At 35.1% G+C, this 20,341-nt stretch carries 22 protein-coding genes; 7 read left to right on the plus strand and 15 right to left on the minus strand.

What is annotated here, in order from left to right:
* The coding region (locus AACZ92_RS08775) for a short-chain dehydrogenase (protein ID WP_339699889.1) at window positions 1-513 on the minus strand (513 nt) is incomplete at its 3' end.
* 203 nt (window positions 514-716) lie between these two features.
* On the opposite strand from AACZ92_RS08775, the gene rlmF reads away from it, so the two are divergent.
* Window positions 717-1,574, plus strand: a complete 858-nt coding sequence (gene rlmF / locus AACZ92_RS08780; RefSeq protein WP_339699892.1) for a 23S rRNA (adenine(1618)-N(6))-methyltransferase RlmF — start codon at window positions 717-719, stop codon at window positions 1,572-1,574.
* A 7-nt stretch (window positions 1,575-1,581) separates the two neighbouring features.
* On the opposite strand, the gene AACZ92_RS08785 is transcribed toward rlmF, so the two are convergent.
* Complete coding sequence (locus AACZ92_RS08785; protein WP_339699895.1) at window positions 1,582-3,135, minus strand: DEAD/DEAH box helicase family protein; 1,554 nt, start codon at window positions 3,133-3,135, stop codon at window positions 1,582-1,584.
* A 99-nt stretch (window positions 3,136-3,234) separates the two neighbouring features.
* A complete protein-coding gene (locus AACZ92_RS08790) occupies window positions 3,235-4,032 on the minus strand; it encodes a glycerophosphodiester phosphodiesterase family protein (protein ID WP_339699898.1) in 798 nt (265 codons plus the stop codon).
* Window positions 4,033-4,533: 501 nt separating this feature from the next.
* Between AACZ92_RS08790 and AACZ92_RS08795 the strand changes: the two genes are divergently transcribed.
* Window positions 4,534-4,668 carry a hypothetical protein gene (locus AACZ92_RS08795; RefSeq protein WP_255592594.1) on the plus strand — a complete coding sequence of 45 codons (135 nt, stop codon included), beginning with the start codon at window positions 4,534-4,536 and terminating at the stop codon, window positions 4,666-4,668.
* A 55-nt stretch (window positions 4,669-4,723) separates the two neighbouring features.
* Here AACZ92_RS08795 and AACZ92_RS08800 read toward each other — a convergent pair whose 3' ends face one another.
* The 11 genes from AACZ92_RS08800 to AACZ92_RS08850 form a co-directional block, all read right to left on the minus strand.
* A complete protein-coding gene (locus tag AACZ92_RS08800; protein ID WP_339699905.1) occupies window positions 4,724-4,981 on the minus strand; it encodes a phosphopantetheine-binding protein in 258 nt (85 codons plus the stop codon).
* Window positions 4,978-6,258, minus strand: a complete 1,281-nt coding sequence (locus AACZ92_RS08805; protein WP_339699908.1) for a beta-ketoacyl-[acyl-carrier-protein] synthase family protein — start codon at window positions 6,256-6,258, stop codon at window positions 4,978-4,980. Before AACZ92_RS08805 ends, AACZ92_RS08800 begins: the two co-directional genes overlap by 4 nt.
* The gene (locus AACZ92_RS08810) at window positions 6,248-6,712 is read right to left on the minus strand and encodes a hydroxymyristoyl-ACP dehydratase (protein ID WP_339699910.1); all 465 of its coding nucleotides are present in this window, start codon (window positions 6,710-6,712) and stop codon (window positions 6,248-6,250) included. The genes AACZ92_RS08805 and AACZ92_RS08810 overlap by 11 nt, the downstream gene beginning before the upstream one ends.
* Window positions 6,712-7,488, minus strand: a complete 777-nt coding sequence (locus AACZ92_RS08815) for an SDR family oxidoreductase (RefSeq protein WP_339699913.1) — start codon at window positions 7,486-7,488, stop codon at window positions 6,712-6,714. Before AACZ92_RS08815 ends, AACZ92_RS08810 begins: the two co-directional genes overlap by 1 nt.
* Window position 7,489: 1 nt before the next feature.
* Complete coding sequence (locus tag AACZ92_RS08820) at window positions 7,490-8,542, minus strand: 3-oxoacyl-[acyl-carrier-protein] synthase III C-terminal domain-containing protein (protein WP_339699915.1); 1,053 nt, start codon at window positions 8,540-8,542, stop codon at window positions 7,490-7,492.
* Entirely contained in the window at window positions 8,539-9,255 is a 717-nt protein-coding gene (locus AACZ92_RS08825) for a methyltransferase domain-containing protein (protein ID WP_339699918.1), read from the minus strand. The genes AACZ92_RS08820 and AACZ92_RS08825 overlap by 4 nt, the downstream gene beginning before the upstream one ends.
* A 1-nt stretch (window position 9,256) precedes the next feature.
* Window positions 9,257-10,378: an NAD(P)/FAD-dependent oxidoreductase gene (locus AACZ92_RS08830; protein ID WP_339699921.1), complete on the minus strand. Its 1,122-nt coding sequence runs from the start codon at window positions 10,376-10,378 to the stop codon at window positions 9,257-9,259.
* Window positions 10,379-10,468: 90 nt separating this feature from the next.
* Window positions 10,469-11,182, minus strand: coding sequence for an OmpA family protein (locus AACZ92_RS08835; protein ID WP_339699924.1), 714 nt, complete (start codon window positions 11,180-11,182; stop codon window positions 10,469-10,471).
* Window positions 11,182-11,661 carry a lipocalin family protein gene (locus AACZ92_RS08840; protein WP_339699927.1) on the minus strand — a complete coding sequence of 160 codons (480 nt, stop codon included), beginning with the start codon at window positions 11,659-11,661 and terminating at the stop codon, window positions 11,182-11,184. Before AACZ92_RS08840 ends, AACZ92_RS08835 begins: the two co-directional genes overlap by 1 nt.
* Before the next feature lie 46 nt (window positions 11,662-11,707).
* On the minus strand, window positions 11,708-11,869 hold the full coding sequence (locus tag AACZ92_RS08845; protein ID WP_117160067.1) for a DUF1328 domain-containing protein: 162 nt from the start codon (window positions 11,867-11,869) through the stop codon (window positions 11,708-11,710).
* Between the two features lie 98 nt (window positions 11,870-11,967).
* Entirely contained in the window at window positions 11,968-13,974 is a 2,007-nt protein-coding gene (locus tag AACZ92_RS08850; protein ID WP_339699931.1) for a dehydrogenase E1 component subunit alpha/beta, read from the minus strand.
* Window positions 13,975-14,097: 123 nt separating this feature from the next.
* Here AACZ92_RS08850 and AACZ92_RS08855 point away from each other — a divergent pair, with 123 nt between their 5' ends.
* From AACZ92_RS08855 to AACZ92_RS08870, 4 genes are read left to right on the plus strand one after another with little or no spacing between them, the layout of a single operon-like run.
* Window positions 14,098-15,048 (plus strand): 2-oxoglutarate and iron-dependent oxygenase domain-containing protein, encoded by a 951-nt coding sequence (locus tag AACZ92_RS08855; RefSeq protein WP_339699934.1) that lies wholly within the window; start codon window positions 14,098-14,100, stop codon window positions 15,046-15,048.
* Between the two features lie 3 nt (window positions 15,049-15,051).
* Entirely contained in the window at window positions 15,052-15,375 is a 324-nt protein-coding gene (locus tag AACZ92_RS08860) for a translation initiation factor (RefSeq protein WP_339699937.1), read from the plus strand.
* Window positions 15,372-16,241, plus strand: a complete 870-nt coding sequence (locus tag AACZ92_RS08865; RefSeq protein WP_339699940.1) for a nucleoside phosphorylase — start codon at window positions 15,372-15,374, stop codon at window positions 16,239-16,241. Before AACZ92_RS08860 ends, AACZ92_RS08865 begins: the two co-directional genes overlap by 4 nt.
* Window positions 16,238-17,095, plus strand: a complete 858-nt coding sequence (locus AACZ92_RS08870) for a substrate-binding domain-containing protein (RefSeq protein WP_339699943.1) — start codon at window positions 16,238-16,240, stop codon at window positions 17,093-17,095. Before AACZ92_RS08865 ends, AACZ92_RS08870 begins: the two co-directional genes overlap by 4 nt.
* A gap of 246 nt (window positions 17,096-17,341) precedes the next feature.
* On the opposite strand, the gene ung is transcribed toward AACZ92_RS08870, so the two are convergent.
* Complete coding sequence (ung, locus tag AACZ92_RS08875) at window positions 17,342-18,007, minus strand: uracil-DNA glycosylase (protein ID WP_339699945.1); 666 nt, start codon at window positions 18,005-18,007, stop codon at window positions 17,342-17,344.
* Between the two features lie 51 nt (window positions 18,008-18,058).
* Here ung and AACZ92_RS08880 point away from each other — a divergent pair, with 51 nt between their 5' ends.
* Window positions 18,059-20,248, plus strand: coding sequence for a DNA mismatch repair protein MutS (locus AACZ92_RS08880; protein ID WP_339699948.1), 2,190 nt, complete (start codon window positions 18,059-18,061; stop codon window positions 20,246-20,248).
* The last annotated feature ends 93 nt before the right edge of the window (window positions 20,249-20,341 follow it).

Below are 20,341 nucleotides of genomic sequence, written 5' to 3' on the forward strand. Positions count from 1 at the left end.
CGCCATACTAGTAATTGAAAATGGGATGGGTAATAAAGCACCTACAATAATTAAAAAACCTCCCCATTTACGAACATTTTTAAGGTGTTTTTTCATGCGCACTTCAACATAATCGTATACGGATGGAATTTGTAAAATCCACTTTCCAATAAAATAGCTACAGATTCCGCCAAGGTATGATAAGCCTGCTAGAAAAGATAAGTAAACAACAGGGTCTGACATTTTGCTTGACCAAGCAATGAAAATTTCAGGTGGAATTAACCCTAGTAATGTTTCACTAGCAAAAAAGACTAGCAAAACACTTAACGGTGGATACGTTTCAGTTACATGTGTGAAAAATGCACTAAAATCAATTAATAGCCAATCCACTAAAAATAATACTCCTACAAATAAAAGTATAGGAATAATACTTTTCTTTAAGCTTTTACCTACAAAAGAGTAAAACCCTGTGAGGCTGTAATATTTGTGCATTCGCTTTAAGCCATTTTCTTTTTTCTGCTCTGTCTTTTCCATACGTCGTCTTCCTTGTCTTATAATATAAATACTTTTATTATTAAACGTTGCAAATATAATGCTAAAAAAGCTTTTTGAAATTATAAATATCTCTTAGATTGGTTAAACTTTGTTAATAAATAACAGTCTAATTATGTAAGTGTTTGTACGTATTACATAGTTTTATAACATACACTAATTTTAGAAAATCTAACTAACAAAAAATGCATCCAAAAAATAAACATAATAAATCTTACAATTTTCCAGCTTTAAGTGAATCTCATCCTGAATTATTTCCTCATATTTTTATTAATGGATATGGTATTAAAACAATAGATTTTTCCGATAGAGAAGCCGTCTTTCATTTAAATAAAGCCATATTAAAACGAGATTATAATATCCAAGATTGGCATATCCCGAAAGATTACCTGTGTCCACCTATTCCCGGAAGAGCAGATTACATACACCATATAAACGATTTAATTTCAGAAAAGAGTACCGAAAGCTCTATTATTGGATTGGATGTAGGGGTAGGCTCTAGCTGTATTTACCCTATTTTAGGAACACGCCTTTACAATTGGAATATGGTAGGCTGCGATATACATGAAAATTCAGTTAAAGCGGCATTACAAAATATTGAAGCTACACCGGATCTAAAACATAAAATTAAAGTACTACACCAAAAAAATAATGCCGCTATTTTTGAGGGCATTATAAAAAGTGACGAGTATTATCATTTTTCTATGTGCAATCCGCCTTTTTACAGTTCAGAAAAAAAAGCGGTTAAAAAAGCAAAAGAGAAAATGGAAAACCTGAAGTATTCTACAACAAATACCTCAAACTTTGGTGGTCAAGCAAATGAGTTATGGTGTAATGGTGGGGAAAAACTTTTTATAAAAAGGATGATTAAGCAAAGCGTGGGTTTTAAAAATCAAGTAGGATGGTTTACCTCTTTGGTTTCAAAAAGTAGTAATCTACCTAAAATAGAGAAGTACCTAAAAAAGGCAAATGCTACTCACAAAATTATTGATATGTCACAGGGAAATAAAAAAAGTAGAATTGTAGCTTGGACATTTAAATAAAAACAAATTACTCTTCCGGTGGATGTCCGTGGATTTCTTCAAAAATCTGATCAAAATTCTCTCGTAGATACGAACGCAACTTTAATCGGTAATCATTTTTTAACCAGCTTACAAAGTTGTGAGTACTTTTACTAATACACTTGGTATATCGTTCAATACGATGGTCTATGTCGTCTCCTAACTCTTTAGCAAGAATTAGTGCATCAAACACATCCTCACTGTTTTCAATACATATCTTAGCGTGATGCTCAATAGAACGTTCTAAAATAACTTTGGTGGATTCACCATTTTTAACTGATTCTATGTATGCCCGTTTAACGTTGAAGTAAACATCATCAGAATTCGAAAACTGTTCGCGCAACTCATCAGGCATTTCATACTTAAAATTACTTTCAAGCTCTTCGTCATCAATTAAGTTATCTAAGAAATATTTTGGCGACTTAAAAATACGCTGCCAATCTAAGTCTTCTCCCCAAGCTCCAAAGCGGTAAAAGTTATTACCTAAGTCAATTACATTAAAAGTGGATTTATTATTGGTAACTCGCGATCCACGCCCAATCATTTGATAGTATAAGGTTAGTGATCTTGTAGCTCTATTTAAGATAATAGTATCTACCGTAGGTTCATCAAAACCTGTTGTTAATATACTTACTGAAGTTAAAATAGCATCTGGCGTTTCCCGAAACCATTTTAATATCATTTTACGTTCTTTTTTTGAAGCAGTATTATCCAAGTGCATAACAGGATATCCAGCTCGCTTAAACGTATCATAAACATATAGTGAGGTATTAATACCGTTGTTAAAAATCAATGTTTTCTTGCCTTTGCTACGTTCTTCATACGCTTGAAGCAAACGACTTAACATATCGGTTCCTGTATAGAGATCGTCTGAAGATTGTACGGTGTAATCACCATTAGAACCAACTACCAAAGAGGTTAAACCTACATTATATGAATAGTTAAGAGCGCGCGCCAAAAATTCGTTTTCAATTAAGGATGGAATACTTTCTCCCACAATAAGCTCATCATAATTATCCTTCATAGGAAGCTCAATATTCGAACTTAACGGAGTTGCGGTAACACCTAATAAAAATGATTTTTCAAAGTATTTAAATAACTTAGTAAAAGAATTGTAGTGAGCCTCATCAATAATAACCAACCCAATATCTGAAATATCTAGCATATTATCACGCAAGCGGTTATTAAGGGTCTCCACCATTGCGACAAAACAGCTGTATTGATCTTGGTCATCAAGATTGGCAGTGCTGTTTATTACTTTATTAACCACACCAAATTCGGTTAACATTTTCGATGTTTGCTTGCAGAGCTCAATCCGGTGTGTTAATACCAATACTTTTTTATTTCGAGTACGAAGGTATTCTCTAACTATTTCAGAAAAAATAACCGTTTTACCACCACCAGTTGGTAATTGGTACAATAAGTGGTAATCTTCTGGAGCTTCTTCAAAACTCTTAAAAATCTTGCTTATAGCTCCTTTTTGGTAGTTATATAGGTCTTTATCAGTCTTCTTTTCTTTTAAAACAGTATTGTTGCTCGCCATGGTAATTTATATTCCTTTCTGAAAATGAGGTTGCAAAAATAAGGCCTTTTAAGCGTTTTAAAGGAATATTTTGGAAGAATTCTGATATAATTTTTTTACTTAGTTGGTAATAGTACTTGCTTCTCGTATTTTCATGCTTCTTTTTGGGTAATCTGTGGCAATACCATCTATACCACTATAAATTGCAGCTTGTATTTCTTGGGAGGTATTTATAGTGTAGGAGATTATTTTTATATTCTTACTATGCGCTTTTTGAACTTGTACGTATGTTGGGACTCCCGAGGGACCAATATATTCTCCCCCAATACTTATAATTTTTTCAATCTCAGCCTCTCCCCAATTTCTTCCTACTAAATATTTAACCGAAATGGAAGAATCTAATTCTTTTACCTTCTTAAGTTCATTAAAGTTAAACGCTATTACCAAAACTTCATGCTCCATATCTAATTTTTTAATTAAAGCTACAACATCTTTAGCCATGTTCGTATCCTTAATCTCAATTTCAACTTTTATCTTTCCTTTAGCTAATTCTAAAACTTTTTTTAATGTTGGGATATGCTCATTTCTATACCTATCACCAAATCTATCAGGATACCCTGCATCGATTTTTGAAACTTCATTATAGGTTTTTGAAGAGAGTAAACCAACATCATTAGTCGTTTTATCAAGCGTACTATCATGCAGTGTTACTATTTTTCTATCTTTTGTGTAACGAACGTCACACTCAAAATAATCAGCTCCCACATCAATAGCCTTTTTAAAAGCACTTAATGTATTCTCAGGAGCAATACTTGAATATCCGCGATGAGCACTAACAATAAATTGTTGTTTAACCGGTGCATACTCAAATGACATAACTCCTACTACTACTATTATTAATAATGATACCTTTTTCATGGTTTTAATTTTCTATGAAAATAGAAACCATATATAACTTTAGCGTTATTTCAAAGTTACCCTACTTTTATTGTATTTCACTTAAAATTAAAAAATGAATTAATTAGAACCTGTTGTAACTTTATTTTGTTAAATATCTGTTAAATTACTACTTTGCAATACATAGTACTGTAACAAAACGAATAGTACGTCGTCTATTTAATATAACCCGATAAAAACTATTTATTATGAGAACGTTAGACAGCAATCAAATTTCAGAAAGATTACAAAATTCCAACAGCTACGCTTGGAACCAAAAAAGAAGATATCGATAACAATCGATAGATATTAAAAAGTATAAATTAAAAATTCATTATCAATTACATAAAACAAATTATCATGAGAACATTAGACAGCAATCAAATCACAGAACGATTACAGAACTCAAACAGCTACGCTTGGAACCAAAAAAGAAGGTACCGATAAGTGGAGGTCATCATCAATCAATAAAAATCAACTACCATGAAAATTCAAAGAAACGTTAGAAAAAGGCTGATAAGTGCTGCTAGAAAACAGCATTCCTTCTTCCCTTTTAGAGAAAACACCCACACGTATGAAGATCCTTATTTTGAAGAAACAAACCGTTACGCGTACTAAAGTGCGGTTAGTTAAAACGTAAAAAGCTGAAATTTAAAGTAATTTCAGCTTTTTTTTATGATGTTGTTTCCAACTTCTCTTTTATAATTTTAATTGCATCATTAATTGTACGTAGGTTTTCCATATCGGCATTGGCAAATTCTATATCAAATTCATCTTCTACATCGAGCACCACATCTACTAAATGTGCTGAGTTTATATTCAATTCGCCTGTAAGATCTTTATCTGGCGTTACTTCTTCTTCTGAAACATCTTCCGGTAAATACGTTTTTACAATAGGAAGCAATTTTGCATAAATTTGTTCAGTAGTCATAGTTTAATTTTTCTTCTAAAGATAAAACACGCATTCACGTCACCAAAACCGAAACTTGCTTTTATCGCGGTTTGAATATCTGTTTTAATTATTTTCTTCGGAATCCTTTCTACTGCGACCAATTTTTCAATTTCTGGATGTACCGTCTCACAGTTAATATTCGGAAACACAAAGCCTTCTTTAAGCTGAAGTATAGTTGAAACTGCTTCAATACTGCCACTCGCAGCCAAACAATGCCCCGTCATTCCTTTCAAAGAATTTATATATGGAAAATCAGTTCCTTTTCTTCCCAAGGCTTCACTCCAATTTTGTATTTCCAAAGCATCTTTTGTAGTTGCGGTAAGATGGCCATTTATATAATCGATTTCTGAAGCTTCAATTCCCGCCTGATTTAAACTCTCGGTAATACATCGTTGTACCGCAATGCTATTTGGGGCAGTCATGCTACCTTCTCCCCTTTGTCCGCCGCTATTTACATTTCCGCCTAAAATTTCTGCATAAATAGTCGCACCTCTTTGGTGAGCGCTTTCTAGTGATTCTAAAACCAAAGCTCCAGCACCACAGCCTGGGACAAATCCGCTGGCATCTTCACTCATAGGTTTAGAAGCAGCCGTAGGGTTTTCATTGTATCGATGCGGTAGTATTCGCATGGCATCAAAACCACCCCAAACGTAGGGTCCGCCATCGTTACTACTTCCGCAAAGCATTTGAGTTGCTTTTCCCGAAGCAATATGATCATACCCCATTACAATCGCTTCAGTTCCGGTGGCACAGGCCGAAGCATTACCCGTAACACGGTTTCCAGCACCAATCATTCCTCCTAGATATGCCGCCACGCTACTCGCCATAGTCTGAGCAACACTCGTACTTCCCAATCGGCGAACGCTGCCATCGTCAATTTTGTAAAAGGATTCCCTAAATTTTTCTACGGAACTATTTCCTGAGCCAAAAATAACGCCGAAATTCCATAGTGGTTCATTGTCTTTAGCTGCTGGTTGTATTCCAGCATCTTTTAACGCATCCATTCCAGCAATAACGCCATATAAAATATTGTCGCTATTGAAATTTTTAAGTTGAAGATCCGAAAAGTATTCCTTTATTTTTTCTTCTGAAATGTTCGGAACACCACCAATTTGGCAAGAAAATTTTAATTCTTTTAATTTTGGATGAAATGAAATCCCCGATTTTCCATTTTTAATTGAATTTGTAAAGTCTTGCAATCCCACTCCATTGGGAGCCACTACGCCAAGCCCAGTAACGACTACCCTATTCTTCATCTTCTGAAACTTTAATCATTCCACTAATGGTTCCTTTACAAATAACTTCATCTTTACTATTCAGCATTTTTACAGCACATTTCAGCTTATTAAACCGAAAATATTCTTTTTTAGAAACTACAGTAACCGTTTCTCCGGGATAAACTGGCTTTAGAAAATCGATATCCGTATTGCTTAACGCTACTTGTAAGTTTTCTATGTGTTTTTCAGAAGTTGTTTTTGAAAGTAAATAAATACCGAGGCATACCAAACCAATTTGCGCCATGCATTCAGTAAGGATAACACCGGGTGTTACAGCCATTTCTTTAAAATGTCCTTTATAAAAATATTCTTCTGGGCTAAACGTATAAGTTCCTTCTACTTTTTCTTCAGAAATAAAATTGAGTTTCTCCACAAAAAGAAAAGGTGTTTGATATGGTAGTGCATTTAATATTACTTCGGTTTCTTTTTTCATTACTGTAAACTTTCTCCTCCGTCAACTGTTAAAACAGTGCCGTTAATCCAATTTGCTTCGTCTTTACACAACAAATAGACAGCATTTGCAATATCTTCAGGTACTGTCAACCTATTAAACGGACTCCTTTTTACTGCTTTTTCAGTTAGAATTTCACTTCCTGGAATCAATTTAAAAGAAGGTGTTAACGTAGTTCCAGCTTGTATGCAATTAGTTGTAATTTTTAGTGGCGCCAACTCTACAGCCATTTGTCGCATTAAGGCTTCCAACGTAGCTTTAGCAGCTGAAACTGCTCCATATCCTGGCCAAACTCTTGTATTCCCTTCACTAGTAAAAGCAATATTTCTTGCGTTTTCACTAAAAATATTTTTGGTAATTAATGCTTGCGTCCATTCGTACCAACTAGTGGCCATTCCGTGTAGCGTAATATCAAGGTCTGTGATAGAAAGCATATTTAGTTGTGCGGCTTGCATTGTTTTTAAACTCCCTTTGGCGATACTATGCAGCAATAATTTACATTGATTTTTAGGTATAGACGCAAGTACAGATTTGATAGTAGCTTCTTTTAAGGCATCTTTATTAAAATCAATCACTTCGACCCCACAATCCTTCATTTTTTGCAACTCTTGATTCAATTCTGCCATATTGCTTTTCCGAGTACGATGCACGACACAAATATTCATACCGTACATAGCGAGCTTTTGAGCGGTCGCAAGACCTAAGCCGCTACTGCCGCCTAAAATTAATGCCCATTGATTGTTAAATTCTTTTTTCATATTAAAATTCTAAAAGGATTCGTTGCGCTGAAAAGCCAGGTCCAAAACTTAACATGAGTCCTAAATCACCTGAATTTGTCTTATTATTCAAAAACCGTTCTAGCACAAAAAGCACAGTTACACTACTCATGTTACCATACAATTTAAGAACTTCTTTGGTATCATCTATGTTTTTTCCTAAACTTCCGAAGAGTTCCTCTACGGTTTGTACTATTTTCTTTCCGCCAGGGTGGAAAATTAAATGCTCTACATCTTCAATTGTTTTATCATTTTGTTTCAAAAATGGATGTACAATATCAGGAAAATGGTTAGCTATAGTTTGTGGCACCTCTTTATCTAAAATCATTTGCAAACCAGTATTTACCAGCTTAAATCCCATTAAATTAGTTGCATCGTAAAAATGATACATGGCTTCATCTAGCAAAGTAGGTCCAGAGTCTTCTTTGTTAGAGGATAGTAATACACAGGCCGCTCCATCTCCAAAGATAGCGGCACTCACAATATTAGCCATCGAATAATCATCCAGCTGAAATGTTGCCGTGGGTGCTTCTATCGCAATAACGGCTGCACGTTTTCCAGGATTGGCTTTTAGAAAATTTTTAGCATAAATCATTCCTGAAACACCTGCTGCGCATCCCATTTCAGTAACTGGTAAACGTACTACATCTTGCCGAAGTTGCAATTCGTTGATTAAATATGCATCAACAGAGGGAATCATAAAACCAGTACAACTTACAGTGATAATGTAATCAATATCTGTTGCTTTCCAATTAGCTTTATTAAGCGCTTTTTCTAAGGATTGCTTTCCTAATTTTTTTACTTCTCTTACGTAAATTTCGTTTCGAGATTCAAAATCGGAATGTGTAAAAACCTCTTCTGGATCCATTATAGAATAACGCCGATCTACACCTGCTCCTTCAAAAATTTTTATCACCTTTCGTTGGAAGCGAGACTCCTGACCTTCTAACCACAATTTAACAAGTGGCAAGGTTTCTTGTGTAGTTTGTGAGAAAGGGGGAAGTTGCGTAGCTACCGATTTAATTTTTACGCTCATACATTATTTTTTAAAATCCATTGATAGCGAAACGCCCATTTCCAACGAATTAGAGATTGTTGATTGTCGATGTTTTTTGATAGGTTTTCCAATTCTTCTTTTTTAAATCCTCTTGCTACCGACACCAATCCATCGTGACGAGCAATTTTGGTTTTCAAAAACACACTACTAAACCCTCTAAATAAGGTAAAAGCCACTTTGCTCCTATGAAGGTCGTTTACCACCACACCTAATTTCGAATTTTGTATTAAGTTTTGAAGTATGTTTACAATATCATCATTTTTAAAGTGATGTAAAAACAAATTACATACGGCAATATCTGCTTTTGGAATTTGTTCTTTCGAGGAAATATCAACAGTCTTAAAGGTAACGTTTTCAAAATTCTTGGAACGAACTCTAGCTTCAGAAATAATATTTGCGTTGGCGTCTACGCCAACTAAATTAAAAGTATAGCCATTTTTTTTTCCGAAGCGAGCACATTTTCGGAGCATTTCGCCGTCTCCACATCCTACATCAATAATGGTAATTGGTTTGTTTTTAGGACATTTAGCTAACAGTTTTTTAATTCCTTTTAATGTTATACTTGCTCCCCCCAATAAACTACTAACGGTTTTTAAATCGGTTAACACCGCTTGCATTTCTTTGCCTTGCAAGTTGAAATCATCCATAATTTCAACTTCGGTTGAGCGATGTTTTGATGAGTATTTAGGCATTTTATATCGGGTTTCCGTGTGTTTTTTTAATAATTAAATTCAGCATACTTGGAAATTTGTTTAATAATGAAAAACCAACACTGGCAGTAGTTTCATTCATAAGCAGTCTCTGAATATATCTCCCTGTTTTTATACGTTTTGAAAACTTGTTATTCCACTGTTTTTCATATTCTTTCTCCAAGATAGTTCTATTTATATTTTTAGTTTCGTATTGTTTCAGAAATAATTCAGAAAACAACTTTGCACTATGGATAGCCATAGCCATTCCATTGCCACACAAAGGATGAATTAAACCGGCGCTATCCCCAATCATAAAAATATGGTGTTCTACTGGTTTTTTGGGTTGAAATGAAATCTGTCCAATCGTTAACGGCGAATCAAACAGCGGAGCGGCTTCAGAAAAGAATTTATTCAAAAAAGGGTTTTCACTCATATTGTTCTTTTGAAAATCCTCTATATGATTATATTTCTTGAAAGCAGAATAGGTTGTTAGGTAGCAAGCGTTAACTGCCCCTGTTTCAGTTTTTGAAAGTCCACAATAGCCGCCTTTAAAGGTGTGCAAAGCAACTGTATTTGCTGGAAAATCGTAGTTATAATGTTTTTTGACAGCCAGCCAAGTAGATTTCTTTTCAATAAAATCTCTATTCAATTTTTTATCGATATTTGATCGTTTCCCGTGAGCACTTACTACATACTTTGTTTTATACTCTGTTTTATCTTGTGCTGTAACCGTGAATTTTTCAGAAATAAACTCAATTGCTTCCACTGTTTTGAAAACAACATCACACGTTTCATTTACTTTTTTAAACAACAAGTTGTCGAAATAATAACGGCTCATCCCGAAACCTCCTAAAGGTAAGGTAGATTCAATTTCTTTATGATTATAATTTGAAATTTTAAGTTTTGAGATGGGTACAGCACCTTCAGCTAAGGGATCAATGCCAAGTGAATTCAAATAAGGCAACACTTCATTTGAAACATATTCGCCACATACTTTGTGATGTGGAAAAGTGTCTTTCTCTATTAAAAGAACATCAATACCTTGTTTTGAAAGATGCAATGCACAAGTTAGCCCAGCCAAACCACCTCCTACTACTATAACATCATAAATTTTATTTTTCATCACTAGGTAAAGAAACCGTGAATTTTTCACATAAAAAAATCCTGCTTTTATATAAAAGCAGGATTAGTTGTGTATCAGTGTTGGGGACTATTAATTTCCTCCTTGCGCTTCCTGTTCGGCTTCGTCAACCATTTTTTCATTAGGAACGATTGCAACATTTACACGACGGTTTTGAGCACGACCAGCTTCAGTACTATTGTCTGCAACTGGAGTTTGTTCTCCAAACCAATTAGTAGTAAATCTACCACTACTTAACCCTTTAGTTTGGGTAAAGTAATTGGTTACAGATTGTGCACGTTGTTTTGAAAGTGTCATGTTATACGCTTCAGCCCCTGAGCTGTCGGTATGTCCAACAACTAATACATCTGTATCTGGGTATTCACGTAATACATTCGCTAATTTATCTAACGTTGCTTGTGATGCAGCATTAATATTATATTTTTCAGTATCAAAATAAACACCACTATTCTCATCAAAAGTTACTACAATACCATCATCAACACGTTCTACTTGCGCTCCAGGTATTTCAGTTTCAATTTGCTGAGCTTGTTTATCCATTTTATTACCAATAATAACTCCAGCAGCTCCACCTGCAACACCGCCAATTACGGCTCCAAGTTCTCCATTACCACCTTTACCAATATTGTTACCTAAAATGGCTCCTAATACAGCTCCTCCAGTAGCACCAATTACAGCACCCTTTTGCTTGTTATTTGCATTTTTAACAGCTTCACAATTAGTAAATGCAGTTAAAAAAAGAGCAGTTAAGCCAATTATTGATATTTGTTTAAGTGTTTGTCTCATTATTCATTAATTTTAGTAAAGTTCATATTTATTGTAAAAGGAGATCCTTCTAAGTTAACTGTTTGCTCCCAACGCATTGTTGACTCATTTAACTGTATCAATTGTAAGCGGAAACCGGCATTATCAGCAGATTTTCCTTTTGCATTGGTGGGTTTTAATAAGAAATCATATAACCCTGTAGTAGGATCTATTTCTTGTATTGTAAAGATGAAATTTCTATCTCCAGTAGGGCAATCAGAATTGTTTATAGTATAAACCCCTGTATTGTTATTAGGAATGAATCTCCACGTGCTACCTTCAAAACATTCTTTTGAAGTGTCTCCTAATAAAGAAACATTAAACTCTCCAGATTCACTATAAGAGATGTTATCTAAAGCCCAATATCCTTTTATTATTTTTCGAGATTCTGTAACTGTCTTGGGGGTACCGCAAGACAAAGCGGTCATAGCCACTACGGCTAATACAATTAGTTTTTTCATACTTGGTAATTTTTAAATTTTAAAGGTTAGTAATTTTAAAATAATTTTATCTTCTAAAAAGTCTAGATAATAAGGATAGTACAAGAAGTACTAAAAATATCCAAAAAATAATCATTGCGATATCGGTTGCACCTTCTGCAATGCCTCCAAATCCAAATACTGCCGCAATTAATGCGATTACTAAAAAAATAACGATCCAACGTACCATAATTTATAAGTTTTAATGATTAGTATATCACTAAGGTACGTAACAATCATTCTTGAAATGGAATGTTTACAATAAGTTTAACAGCAAATGTTAACATTTTAATAAGCCACTAATGAACCCAATTCTTCCTTAAAGCGTTCCTTAGGAAGGTACTGCTTTTCAAGGTTTGCAGCAAATGGCACAGGTGTTTCCATACTTGCTACTCGTTTAATTGGAGCATCTAAATGTTCAAAACAGTTTTCAGAAATTAACGCTGAAATATCTGAAGCTAATCCCCCAAACATGGAATCTTCTTGAAGAATAATAACCTTATTTGTTTTCTTTACGGAAGCAAAAATAGTTTCAGTATCTAACGGTGAAAGCGTACGTAAATCAATTAAATCTGCTGAAACTTTAGGCATCTCATCTAAAGTTTCCAAAGCCCAATGCACACCTGCGCCATATGTTACGATAGTAATATCGGCTCCCTCTTTTAGTAAGGAAGCTTTTCCTAGCGGTAGGGTGTAATAATCTGTTGGCACCTCTTGGCGAATACTTCTATATAACGCTTTGTGTTCGAAAAATAATATCGGGTTTGGATCTTCAATTGCTGTGGCCAATAATCCTTTTGCATCATATGGAAAAGCTGGATACACTACCTTCAGTCCAGGCGTATGTGTAAACCAAGCTTCGTTTGTCTGACTGTGAAATGGTCCTGCCCCCACTCCTGCTCCACAAGGCATACGGATAACTACATCTGCCTTTTGGTTCCAGCGATAATGACTTTTTGCTAAATAATTAACGATAGGATTAAAACCAGAAGTGGCAAAATCACCAAATTGCATTTCCATTACTGATTTAAAACCATTAATAGAAAGGCCCATACTTGCAGAAATTATTGCCGACTCACAGATAGGTGTATTTCGTACACGGTCTTTACCAAATTCTTCTACAAAGCCATCGGTAATTTTAAAAACGCCGCCGTATTCGGCAATGTCCTGTCCCATTATCACCAAGTTATCATGCCGTTGCATAGATTGTTTTAAACCTTGGGAAATAGCATCAACTAGACGTATTTCTTCTTTATTTGAATTTTTTTTAACTTCTTTATAATCAAAGTTTTCAAACAAATCATGTAATTCATTAGTTTTAGTTGAAGTTATAATTTCTTCAGAAAAAGCTAAATCAAGATTTTCATTTATTTCAGCGATTATGTCTTCTTTAAACTCAATATTTTCTTTTTCAGTAAGTATGTTTTCATTCCGAAGAAATTCAGCAAAATTTTCTAAAGGATCTTTAGCTGCCCATTCATCCATCAGCTCCTGTGGAACATATTTAGTACCACTAGCCTCTTCATGGCCTCGCATTCTAAAAGTTTTAAACTCTAACAAAACAGGACGTGGATTTTCTCGTATATCTTCAGCAAGCTCTTTCACTTTGGTATACACCTCCAGAATATTATTACCCTCAATAATATGCGCTTCCATTCCGTAACCTTTGCCGCGATCTGCTAGATTTTCACAATTGTACTGTTCATTAGTTGGTGTAGAAAGTCCGTAGCCATTATTTTCAATGCAAAACAAAACAGGCAACTGCCAAACAGAAGCTACATTCAACGCTTCGTGTATATCACCTTCGCTGGTTCCTCCTTCACCTGTAAATACAGCGCAAACCTGTTTGTTGTTTTTTAATTTGTTCGCTAGAGCAATTCCGTCCGCTACGCCAAATTGGGGTCCTAAATGCGAAATCATCCCAACTATTTTAAACTCTTGGGTTCCGAAGTGAAAACTACGGTCGCGGCCTTTAGTAAAACCGTTGGCCTTGCCCTGCCACTGTGAAAATAATCGATACAAAGGAATATCACGGGTAGTAAAAACCCCCAAATTTCGGTGCATAGGGAGTATATATTCTTCTTTATCTAAAACTGAAGTAACCCCTACTGAAATAGCTTCCTGCCCAATCCCGCTAAACCATTTGGATATTTTACCTTGTCGTAATAAAATAAGCATCTTTTCCTCTATTAATCGAGGTTTCAACATTCTTTTATATAATGAAATTAAGGTATCGTCATCAATAGTGCTACGATCGTAATCAAATTGAATAGTAGGTGCAGTTTCGGAACTCATAGTTTGTTTTTAGTACTTTCAAATGTAGAAAAATTTGCTGTGTAGTAAAGCGTTTAATTCACTTTTTTAACTTCGGAAATGAGCGCTATATTTGGTATATTTGTATTTTGAAAATAAAAACTTATGAATAATATACCTAGCGTGGATCTTGCAGACTTCTTGTCTGATGACCCAAAAAGAAAACAAAAGTTTGTAGATGAAATTGGTACCGCTTATGAAGAGATAGGCTTTGTATCTTTAAAAAATCACTTTCTAAGTGACGATTTGGTAGAAAACCTATATAAAGAAATTAAGGCTTTCTTCGCATTACCAGTTGAAGACAAAGAAAAATATGAAATTGAAGGTTTAGGCGGGCAGCGCGGTTATGTTTCTTTCGGAAAAGAACATGCAAAAGGTAAAAAAGAAGGTGATCTTAAAGAGTTTTGGCATTTTGGACAAAAACCTGATGCAGAAGCTAATTTACCAGAGGAATATCCTGAGAATGTTGAAGTAAAAGAGCTTCCAGATTTTAACCCTACTGGAATGGAAGCCTATAGAATGCTTGAAAAAACAGGAATCTATGTACTTCGTGCTTTAGCGCTTTATATAGGTATTGAAGAAACCTATTTTGATAAATGGGCCACCAACGGAAATAGTATTTTACGCCCTATACACTATCCACCAATTACCGAAGAACCTAAAGGTGCTGTTCGAGCTGGAGCTCACGGGGATATTAACCTAATAACCTTATTAATGGGTGCTTCGGCCGGAGGACTGCAAGTATTAAGAAAAGACGGGGAATGGATTGATGCTATTCCGCAAGAAGACGAGTTGGTAATTAATGTTGGCGATATGCTAGAACGCCACACTAATAATAAATTACGCTCTACTATTCATAGAGTTGTAAACCCTCCAAAGGAAGATTGGGACAACCCACGATACAGCATTCCATTTTTTATGCACCCGCGTAGCGATATGAAATTAAACTGCTTAGAAGAATGTGTCGATGAAGAGCACCCAAAAGCATTTCCAGATATTACCGCGGGCGACTTTTTACACCAACGTCTAGTTGAAATTGGATTGATTAAAGAGTAACTTATGGATTTAAAAGATCAATTAAAAGACCTATTTCCCGATCACGAAGGGCCTGAAGAACCCAAAGAAGAAAAATCGAATGTTTGGCTTCAAGACGATCCGTTACATTGTAAGTACGAAAAACGCCGTGGCAAACCTATTACCATTATTGATAATTATAATGGAGCACAAAGTGATTTTAAGCAACTAGCGAAAGAACTTAAAAAGCTGTTAGGTGTTGGTGGCAGTTTCAAAAACGAACAGATTATCATCCAAGGTGATTACCGAAAAGAAATTATGGAGTTTTTACAAGATAAAGGCTTCAACGTAAAACGTGTTGGTGGATGAAAATAGCTGAATCTGAATTGATTTTAAACCCTGATGGTAGCATTTATCACCTTAATTTAAAACCTGAAGACCTTGCGCAAACTGTCATTACAGTTGGTGATCCCGATCGCGTAGAGAGTATTTCCAAGCATTTCGATGCCATAGAGGTTAAAGTTCATAAAAGAGAGTTTAAAACACATACCGGCACCTATAAAGGCAAGCGAATTTCAGTAATTTCTACTGGAATAGGAACCGATAATATCGATATTGTGTTCAACGAATTAGATGCCTTAGTCAATATTGATTTTGAAACAAGAAGTGTAAAAAAAACCCATACACAGCTCACTATTATTAGGGTGGGAACCTCTGGAGCTATTCAGACAGATATTCCTATGGATAGTTTTTTGATTTCTGAAACAGCTATAGGACTAGACAATTTGCTTCACTTTTATGGAAATACTTCGTTTTTAGATGAATCTTTTTCCGAAGCATTTATGCAACACACTGATTGGTCTGCCAAAAAATCAGCACCGTATGTAGTAAATGCAGATTCATCACTTTTAAAGCTTTTTTCCGAAGAAAAATTTATAAAAGGTGTAACAGCAACCAACGTAGGTTTTTACGGCCCACAAGGAAGAGTTTTGCGTCTTTCATTACAAGATGCTGGTTTAAACGACAAAATTGCTTCATTTTCATTTAATAATAAAAAAGTTACCAATCTAGAAATGGAAACTTCTGGAATCTATGGAATGGCACATTTATTGAATCATAAAGCCATATCATTAAACGCCATTTTGGCCAATAGAGCAAATGGTGAATTTAGCCAAACACCACAGCAAACTGTGGAAAACCTTATTTTAAAGACATTAGAAACAATTACGGGATGAAAAAACTGCTCATAGGTGGTGTACCTGAACACTTTAATTTACCTTGGTACTTAACACTTCGCGACAAAAAGTATCACGATGAAAATATTAATCTTCGTTGGAAAGATTATTACGGCGGTACCGGGGAAATGTGCAAAGCGCTTCGTGACGGCACCATTGATATGGCTGTAATCTTAACCGAAGGAATTGTTCGTGATATTATAAACGGAAACGATTCAAAAATTGTTCAGGTTTTTGTGAAATCGCCATTATTATGGGGAATTCATGTTGCTGAAAATTCAGATTACGAAAAGGTTTCAGAGTTAAAAGGAACCGAAGCAGCTATAAGTCGTTATGGATCTGGATCACATTTAATGGCGTATGTAAATGCAGAAAATCAAGGCTGGGATTACGAAGATGATTTAGAGTTTAAGGTCATTCAGGACTTAGATGGAGCTTTAAAAAACCTTCCTGAAGGAAATGGCGACTATTTTATGTGGGAAAAATTTACTACAAAACCCTACGTAGATAATGGCCCTTTTCGCTTGGTGGGAGAATGTCCAACACCTTGGCCTTGCTTTGTAATTGCTGTGCGTAATGAAGTTTTAGAAAAAGATGGGGAGCTAATCTCTTCTATACTAGAAACGATTAACCAAACAACATATGAATTTAAAGAAATACCGTCAATTGATAAAATGATATCTAATAGGTATGATCAAAAATTAGAGGATGTTCAGCAATGGCTATCATTAACCGAATGGAGCCAAGAAAACCTTACTGAAGAAGAGCTTAAAAGTGTTCAAGAAAAATTGGTTGAATTAAATTTAATTGACAAAAAAATCCCTTCAAAAGAGATCCTTTGGAAGCCTTCTTAAAAAAATAATAATTTTTTACGCAACCTTTTTAAACATAGTTCATCTTACTATTGTAAAGTAAGAACACTATGACCACATTTTTAATAATTTTAGGGGCGTTATTAGTAACAAACTTCTTGTTACTACAATTTAGTTGCAATGATGTTGCTGAGCCCGAAACACCGAAAGACGAGTAAAATAACTCGGTCTAAAAACTTAAGTTTAAAGTAAATCTCAAAATTGAGGATAGTCTATTCAATAAATAGATTACCACTCAATTTTTTCTTTTCCAGCTTTTTCTAAACACAAATTTGTCTTACTAAAATGCTTATTACCAAACCAATACCCTCTGTTCGCGCTCAATGGTGATGGATGTCCGCTTGTTAAAACTACATGTTTATCTGTATTTATTTTAGCGCCTTTCTTCTTGGCATAACCACCCCATAATAAAAAAACGAGTCCTTTCCTATTTTCAGAGAGTTTTGAAATAACGGCATCAGTAAATTGCTCCCATCCCTTTTTTTGATGACTTCCAGCTTCATGTGCTCTAACTGTCAAAGTTGCATTTAAAAGCAACACGCCTTGTTCTGCCCACCGTTCAAGGTTTCCGTTTGTAGGCATAGAAATACCGATATCAGTCTCAATTTCTCTAAAAATATTAACAAGCGAAGGAGGTTTTGCAATACCATCGGCCACTGAAAAACATAAACCGTTAGCTTGTCCCACTCCGTGATACGGATCTTGCCCTAAAATAACTACTTTAACCTCATTAAATGGTGTGTGATCAAAAGCAGAAAATATTTGTTGTCCGGGAGGAAAGCAGGTGTTGTTATCATACTCTTCTTTAACAAAATTGATTAGCTTTTTAAAATATGGTTTTTCAAATTCATCTGCTAATTGCTGCTTCCAACTTTCTTCAATTGTTACCTGCATTATATGTATTTTTGTAATCAGTAAAACGTAAAATTACAGTATTAAAGGCGAATGGTCCGTATTGATTTAAAAACATTGCAAGATTTAGAGTTCCCCTCTGTTTTGCAGCAAATAGCCAATAATTGCATTACCGAACCTGGTACAGAGCAAGTTTTAAAAATAAAACCGTTTAAAAGCACCGATAAAATCACTCCAGAGTTGCATCGGGTAAAAGAATTCACCGCTTCATTCGAGAGTGACAGCCCCATTCCCAATCACGATTTTGAACCTATTGACAAAGCACTTCAACTACTGGGTATTGAAAACAGTGTTTTGGAGATTTCGAGTTTCAGAAGAATTCGTTCCGTTACTGACACGACAATCGATTTGCTGAAATTCTTTAGAAAATTTGAAGAGTTTTATATCTATTTGAATCGTTTTTCTTCAACAGTAAGTTACACCTCAATCATTTCTGAAGAAATACAACAGAAAATAGACCGTTTTGGTGATGTAAAAAACGAAGCTTCGGAAGAATTAGCTGCTATCCGCAGACGATTAAATCAAGTAAAAGGACAAATAAACTCTTCATTTACAAAAGCACTTAATAATTACTCACAAGCTGATTATCTTGATGAAATTAAAGAAACCGTTGTTGACAACCGTCGGGTATTAGCGGTAAAAGCAATGTATAGAAAAAAGGTTCGAGGTGCTGTTTTAGGAAACTCTAGAACTGGAAGTATTGTTTATATGGAACCTCAAGAAACCCTTGAGTACGCTAATGAGTTAAGTAATTTAATTTACGAGGAGCAGGAAGAAATTAAACGAATTTTAAAACAGCTTACCGAGTTTGTACGTCCCTATAAAAAACTGTTGAAGCAATATCAAAACTACCTATCCAAGATTGATGTTTTGTATGCAAAAGCAAAATATGCCCGCACTATCAATGGTGTTTTACCGGTTTTGACCGAAAATAAATTTCTATTATTAAAAGATGCATACCACCCATTATTATGGGTTGCCAATAAAAAACGGAACGAAAAAACCTTTCCGCAGACCATTTCTTTGGAACCTGAAAAACGAATTATCGTAATTAGTGGACCCAATGCCGGTGGAAAGAGTATTACTCTTAAGACCGTTGGTTTATTGCAGGTTATGCTGCAAAGTGGATTGTTGGTCCCAGTAGATTCGTTGAGTGAATTTAGTTTTTTCGATAGAATTTTAACCGATATTGGCGACAATCAATCTATTGAAAACCATTTGAGTACGTATAGTTACCGATTAAAAAAAATGAATCAATTTCTTCGGAAATGTAACAATAACACCCTCTTTTTAATAGATGAATTTGGTACCGGAAGTGATCCGGAATTAGGTGGAGCCTTGGCTGAAACTTTTTTAGAAGTATTTTACGAACGTGAAGCCTTCGGGATTATTACAACACACTATGCCAATTTAAAAGTATTAGCGAGTGAATTACCGCATGCCATAAATGCCAATATGCAGTTTGACAATCGAAGCTTAGAGCCCTTATACCAATTGCATTTGGGAGAAGCCGGAAGCTCTTTTACATTCGAAGTAGCACAGAAAAATGGCATTCCATATAGCTTGATCAATAAATCGAAAAAGAAAATTGAACGCGGAAAAGTTCGATTTGATAAAACCATTGCCAAATTACAACAAGAGCGCTCCAAGCTTCGGGAAACTTCAGCTAACTTAAAAACTGAAGAACAGAAAGCACGAGAAGAAAGTAAACAGTTAGAAGAAATAAATAGTAAAGTGCAAGAAAAACTGGAAAGCTACCAAGAATTGTATGATAGCAACCAGAAAATGATTTCTATTGGTAAAAAGGTAGATTCTTTAGCCGAGAAATTCTTCAATAATAAGAAGAAAAAACCACTGCTCGATGAGCTTTTTAAAATGGTTTTAAAAGAAAATAGCAAACGTAAAAAACCAAAACCTAAGAAGCAGAAAGTTAGTAAGGCAAAAAAGGAAGCTGAGAAAGAAGAAAAAGCTAAAAAACACGAAGTAAAGCAAGAACTGGAGCAAAAAGTGGCGGTTATACGCAAACGTAAAAAGAAAGAAAAGGCCGAAGCCAAAAAAGCACCACCCCCAAAACCAAAAGTGACTTTAAAACTAGGTGATCGCGTTCGGATGGTTGATGGAAGAGCCATTGGAACCATTGACAAGATTGAAAAGAAAAAAGCAATTGTTAATTACGGTATGTTCACTGCAGATGTAAGCTTGGATGAGTTGGAGAAGGTTTAATGGTAGATGCTATGCCTTCGATACACCCCTCCTATCGTGGGGCACTCAGGCATCGAGAAGAATAAAATGAAGCAGGTGTCTGAGTGTTTTATG

Origin of the sequence: uncultured Marixanthomonas sp. (assembly GCF_963974425.1) — a bacterium.
In the GTDB taxonomy this organism is placed as follows: Bacteria; Bacteroidota; Bacteroidia; order Flavobacteriales; family Flavobacteriaceae; genus Marixanthomonas.